Origin of the sequence: Streptomyces atratus, assembly GCF_040655115.1 — a bacterium.
Taxonomy (GTDB): domain Bacteria; phylum Actinomycetota; class Actinomycetes; order Streptomycetales; family Streptomycetaceae; genus Streptomyces; species Streptomyces atratus_D.
In genome coordinates, this window is the sequence record NZ_JBFAJH010000116.1 from 1 (window position 1) to 5105 (window position 5105).

General features: G+C 68.1%; 8 protein-coding genes. 5 read left to right on the top strand and 3 right to left on the bottom strand.

The window, feature by feature from the left end:
* Window positions 1–105: 105 nt before the first annotated feature.
* Window positions 106–267 carry a hypothetical protein gene (locus tag AB0I23_RS41060; protein ID WP_359118332.1) on the bottom strand — a complete coding sequence of 54 codons (162 nt, stop codon included), beginning with the start codon at window positions 265–267 and terminating at the stop codon, window positions 106–108.
* A 138-nt stretch (window positions 268–405) separates the two neighbouring features.
* Between AB0I23_RS41060 and AB0I23_RS41065 the strand changes: the two genes are divergently transcribed.
* The 4 genes from AB0I23_RS41065 to AB0I23_RS41080 all read left to right on the top strand — a co-directional run bounded on the left by AB0I23_RS41065 (window position 406) and on the right by AB0I23_RS41080 (window position 3572).
* Window positions 406–1485 (top strand): tyrosine-type recombinase/integrase, encoded by a 1080-nt coding sequence (locus tag AB0I23_RS41065; protein WP_359118334.1) that lies wholly within the window; start codon window positions 406–408, stop codon window positions 1483–1485.
* A gap of 10 nt (window positions 1486–1495) precedes the next feature.
* Window positions 1496–1813, top strand: coding sequence for a helix-turn-helix domain-containing protein (locus tag AB0I23_RS41070; RefSeq protein WP_359118336.1), 318 nt, complete (start codon window positions 1496–1498; stop codon window positions 1811–1813).
* Window positions 1814–2031: 218 nt separating this feature from the next.
* Window positions 2032–2817 (top strand): hypothetical protein, encoded by a 786-nt coding sequence (locus tag AB0I23_RS41075; protein WP_359118338.1) that lies wholly within the window; start codon window positions 2032–2034, stop codon window positions 2815–2817.
* Window positions 2811–3572, top strand: a complete 762-nt coding sequence (locus AB0I23_RS41080) for a hypothetical protein (RefSeq protein ID WP_359118340.1) — start codon at window positions 2811–2813, stop codon at window positions 3570–3572. Before AB0I23_RS41075 ends, AB0I23_RS41080 begins: the two co-directional genes overlap by 7 nt.
* Before the next feature lie 38 nt (window positions 3573–3610).
* On the opposite strand, the gene AB0I23_RS41085 is transcribed toward AB0I23_RS41080, so the two are convergent.
* Both AB0I23_RS41085 and AB0I23_RS41090 read right to left on the bottom strand, forming a co-directional pair.
* The gene (locus AB0I23_RS41085; protein WP_359118342.1) at window positions 3611–3886 is read right to left on the bottom strand and encodes an acyl carrier protein; all 276 of its coding nucleotides are present in this window, start codon (window positions 3884–3886) and stop codon (window positions 3611–3613) included.
* Complete coding sequence (locus AB0I23_RS41090; protein WP_359118344.1) at window positions 3883–4434, bottom strand: hypothetical protein; 552 nt, start codon at window positions 4432–4434, stop codon at window positions 3883–3885. Before AB0I23_RS41090 ends, AB0I23_RS41085 begins: the two co-directional genes overlap by 4 nt.
* 249 nt (window positions 4435–4683) lie before the next feature.
* On the opposite strand from AB0I23_RS41090, the gene AB0I23_RS41095 reads away from it, so the two are divergent.
* Window positions 4684–5028 (top strand): hypothetical protein, encoded by a 345-nt coding sequence (locus AB0I23_RS41095; protein ID WP_359118346.1) that lies wholly within the window; start codon window positions 4684–4686, stop codon window positions 5026–5028.
* The last annotated feature ends 77 nt before the right edge of the window (window positions 5029–5105 follow it).

Sequence of the window (5105 nt, forward strand, 5' to 3'; positions counted from 1 at the left end):
TCGGACTTTCCTCAGCTACGCTGTCCTGCTGCGACAGAATCAGCGGCGGAGCCCTTTCATCTCCGCTCGATAAAGCAGCGCCTCATGGCGCACAACACCGTTGCGTTAGCGCCGTAAGCGGCTATTGAGGCCGTGGCCGAAGAACGCGACGGTGGTGCGGACGGTGTAGTTCTGGGCCTTCTGGGGGTGCTGTCCGGCGTTCGGTCCGTACTTGCTGGTGGGGTTCTTGCGGGTGCGTGTCGGGACTCCCGTGAGTTCTTTCTGCATAGGCCATCATCTTCTGACCTGCGGTACTGGTGAGCGGGGGTTCACTCGATCGCGTGGAGAGTCCGACGTTCCGTCGAGATTCCTGACGGTCTGCCGCTATCCATGACGCATGGTCGTTCGCAGTGAGCTGAGGCGTCGGTGACGCTCGCGGTCGTCCGGTCGATCGGGACACCGCGGCGACTGGCGACGGCACAGGAGTACGAGGACTTCGAGCAGGAGCTGGTCGACCAGTTCCTGCTCGCCGGGGTCGGCGCCGGGATGGCGGACGGTTCGATCGCTGACGACCGGCGGGCAATTTTCGAGTTCGTGCGGTTCCTCGGCCGGCCGGTGTGGACCAGTGGCCCGGAGGACGCGGACCGGTTCCTCGCGGATCAGCGCAAGGTCAAGCGGCTGGCGCACAGCACGGTCCAGACGAAGGCGTGGACGCTCGCGCAGTTCTTCGACTTCCTGATCGCCCGCTACCAGGGCGACATCCACGTGCTGACCGGTCACGTGCTGGTGCAGCCGATCGACGAGTTCAACCGCCCGGCCAAGAGCGAGTACGGAACGCAGCGGATTCCGCCGTCGGAGACGGAGGTGGACCAGCTGTTCACCGGGTGGCGGGAGTCGCTGAGCGGGGCGAGGAAGTTCCTGCCCGCCGCCCGGGACTACATGGTCGCCTCGTTGTGGCGGCGGGTCGGGACGCGCATGACCGAGACGCTCAAGCTGGACATCCGCGACTGGCGGCCGGACCTGGGCGACTTCGGCAAGCTGCACGTCCGGCACGGCAAGGGCAGCCGCGGGCGGGGGCCGAAGGGCCGCCTGGTGCCGGCCATCAACTCGACGGATGCTCTGATGGACTGGTGGCTCGGCGACGTGCGGCACCAGTTCGGTGACGACTACGCCAACCCCGACGCCCCGATGTTCCCCAGCGAGCGCCGCGATCCGCTGACGGGGTTCTGCCTGCGGGCCGGTGACGACGCGCTGCGGTCGGGCCTGAAGGGTGCGGTGGGGACGTTCCTGCCCGCGTGGTCCGGGCGCCTGACACCGCACGTGCTGCGGCACTTCTGCGCGTCCTCGCTCTATCTGCAAGGCGTCGATCTGAAGGCGGTGCAGGAGCTGTTGGGCCACGAATGGCTGTCCACTACGACCCGGTACATCCACGTACACGACAACCACATCGAGCAGACGTGGGCGACGGCGAACCAGCGGGTCACAGACCGGCTGGGCCTTTGCTGAGGGAGAGGATATGCGCTGGAACTTGCGGATGAAAGCCGCCGAGCGGGGGATCTGGAAGTCCACCGAGATGCGCCGGCGCCTGGCGGATGCCGGGCTGGAGATCAGCACGGGGAAGATGTCGGCGCTGTGGACGGGGACGCCCACGACGGTCCGGCTCGATGACCTGGACATCATCTGCCTGGTGCTGAAGTGCACCACGGCGGACCTGCTGATTCACGAGCCGGAAGTGGCGGCGGCCAGGCGGCCCCAGGCCGAGCAGCAGGCGGCGACCGGGTCCTCATCGGTGGTGCCGCGGCTGGGCCGTGGCCGGACCCTTCCGCCGCTCTGATGGCGCCGCCGAGGATCTGTCCACGATGCCGGCAGCGGCCGGTGTCCAGCCAGGGCGCGAAGTACTGCCACCGCTGCCGGCCCCAGCCGTGTGACCCGCCGCCGTGCCGCCAGTGCGGGTCGAAAGAGGACTACTGGACGGCGTTCAAATGCCGTGACTGTTACCGCGGTTCGTCTGCAGAGCGCCCGGCGTCGTGCCCGGACTGCTTCGCCTGGGGGATGCTGCGGCGCTACGGCAGGATGTGCGTGGGGTGCCGCGGCTGGCGACGGCTCTACCCGAAGTCCGGTCCGTGCCGGATCTGCGGCCGCGAGCTTCACCTGGGCGACACCGGCGCCTGCCGGCTGTGCACGAAGCAGGCATACGTACTGCGGCCCCGCCGCCATGCCCTGGACCTGGAAGGGGCGAATCGGCACGGGCAGCAGCTGTACTTCGCGGACACCGAACGGCGTCTGCAGCTGCTGAACCCGAAGTCGTCACGGCGCAGGTCCGAACCGGCTCCGCAGCCTCCGCCCCCGCTGGTGCCGGCCGGGCACCGACAGCTGGCCCTGTTTGCCCCGGAGGGGCGGGACCTGCGGTGCGGCCAGGAGCGAGGCTTCCCCGACGTCGACGCACCCGAGGTAGCGGCGGCGCTGAAGGCGGCGGTCGACGACTACGCGCAACAGCACGGGCTGGGGTACTCCACCGCCTGGGGTCTGGACCGCGGGCTGCGTGTCCTGCTGAGCATCCAGGACACGCCTGGCGCCCGGTTCCTGGCGTCCGACGTCCTGCTGCTGCGGGACCTCGACCTCCCGGCCAGGCCCCTGTTGAGGCTGCTCGCCCAACTCGACATGCTCGACGACGACCGCATCCCGAACATCGTGCCCTGGTTCCGCGAACGTACCGCGGGCCTCCCCGAACCAATGGCCGGGGAACTCGCCACATGGTTCGAGCTGAAGCTGTCCGGCAGCACCACCGCGCCGCGCGTCTCAAGGCGCGACCGCACCGGTGGATTCAGCGGATGGTGACGAACGCGCTGCCCGCCCTTCGGGCGTGGGCGGACCAGGGCATGGACTCGCTGCGGTCCATCACCCGTGCCGACGTCGTCACTGTCCTGCCCGACAGCGGAACCCCACGTGTCGACATGCTCCAGGGACTGCGGCACATCCTGCGGCCGCTGAAGAACCGGCGGATCATCTTCACCGACCCCACCGCCCGGATCTTCTGCGGCATGCCGACCACCACCATCCCGCTGCCCGTCGAGGTCGACGACCTCCGCAAAGTCCTCCACGACCAGGAAGTACCGCGGGCGGCCCTGGCGGCTCTGGCAATCTTCCACGCGCTCACCACCGGGCATCTGCGCATGGTGAAGACCACCGACCTGCGCGACGGACGACTGTTCCTGCCGAACCGGACGGTCCTGCTCGCCGACCCCGTACGCACCCGCCTGGCGGCCTACCTGGACTACCGCAACCACCGGTGGCCCCGGACCGCCAACCCTCACCTGTTCGTTTCCCAGACCACAGGCTGCGGCGTGGAGCCGGTCAGCAACGTCTGGATCAACGACGTGATCGGCATGCCCACCAGCCGGCTTCGCGAGGACCGCCTCCTCCACGAGGCCGAGGCCACCGGCGGTGACCCCCGCCGCATCTGCGACCTGTTCGGCCTGTCCGTCGGCGCGGCCCTGCGCTACACCGGGACCATCGATCAACCCGGCCTCGTCGAACACAGCCTCCGCAACGCGGGCCCGCATCCGAGATCCGCCACCGACGACATCGGCTGAGTAGGTGCCTGGCTTCTCCGCCTTGGTCCAGATACCCCCTAGCTATTCGCGTCGTGCGATCCGTGTCCGCGTCGTGCGGATGCGGAGGCGAGCTGGGTGGCGATCTCTTCTGCGGTGAGGGTCAAGAGCCATTCACAGGACACGCGCAGCGGGACGTCATAGTGCCGCCATATTTCGCGTCCCACCAGTACGGCACTCAGGGAGTCCATGCCGAGTTCCACTGGCCTGTCGCTGGCATCGATCTCCATGTGAATCCGTTCCGCGAAGACCCTCTGGAGCCAGCTGAGTTGTTCCCGACACGGGTCCTGGGTCACAGCCTTCGTCCTTCCAGTCCCGGGTCGCTGAGTGCGGTTTGTGCAGCCGCTGCGAAGGCGTCTATGTCCAGACGCACCTGCTGGCGCTGCTGGGCACAGGTAGCGATGTGTTCGGCAGCGTCCTCATCTGTGGCCCGGCTGGCCCTGTAGGCGGCCAGGGCGGCATAGAGCACGGCAAGGTCGGCTAGCGCCTCCCGTGCGGCGTCGACCACGGCAGGCGGCCCTTCCACGGTCACTGTCGCACCGGCCCGCTGTGCGGCATGCACAGAGCTCTTGGCAGTGCCGAGCAGCTGCCCGGTCTCGTCAAGGTCGGCGTGTTCGTCACGCAGCTGGTGCCACACGGCCGACAGGTTGTCCCGAGAACGCGACGCGTCGGCCAGCAGAGTGCTATACGCGTCCCGGCGGGCCTGTCGCTGCATCTGCTGGTGCTGCAGGGCGCCCTGCGTGCGCACCTGCCACCGAGCAGAGAGCCCGGTGAAGGCCGCTGCGGCGGCGGTTCCGGCAGATCCGACAACGGCACCGAGCAGGGCCGCTAAGGCTTGATCCATGACTGGCATTCTGCCCAACCCACTTGCCGGGTACCGCCGGTTCGGCGGACCCGGGCAAACCCAGGCCCGCCTGGGTACGGTTATGGCTGCACTACCGTCGGTTTGGCCTTGAGCTCCCTTCGGAAAACTCGAACCCACGGCCTTTAGTTGGAACCTTTCGGGGCGGGCCGGTTGGTCACATCAGTCGAGTGGATAATGGAATCCGCGCAGCGGGACCCGCCGCGCGGACTGTCGGGGGACGGAAACAATATGGCGTGGGACGAGTGGGAACAGCTGAAGGCTGAGGCGGCGGCGAGGCATTCGGCGCAGATGCAGCTCAACCAGCTTCCCGCCGAAGCCGGAACCGGTGGGGGCGGCGGGCAAGGGGGCAAGGGTGATGAGCTCCGCGTCAACCACGACTCACTCAACGGGAACTCGAACTCTTTGATCGAACTGTCAGGGCTCCTCTACGAAGGGCGGCCCGACGGGGACCTGTGCACGATGGCACGCGCGCCACGTTCACATCCGGACGTCGCGGCGAAGGTCGATCGGTTCGCTCGCTTCGCGGACGACCAGTACCAGGACGTGACGTCGCTGCTAGCGGTGGTTTGTTAGACCGGGGAGTAGAGATCGAGTGGGTGGCCTGCGCCGACGGCGTTGATCAGGGCTTGGAGTTCGGGTGGCGGGGGTGC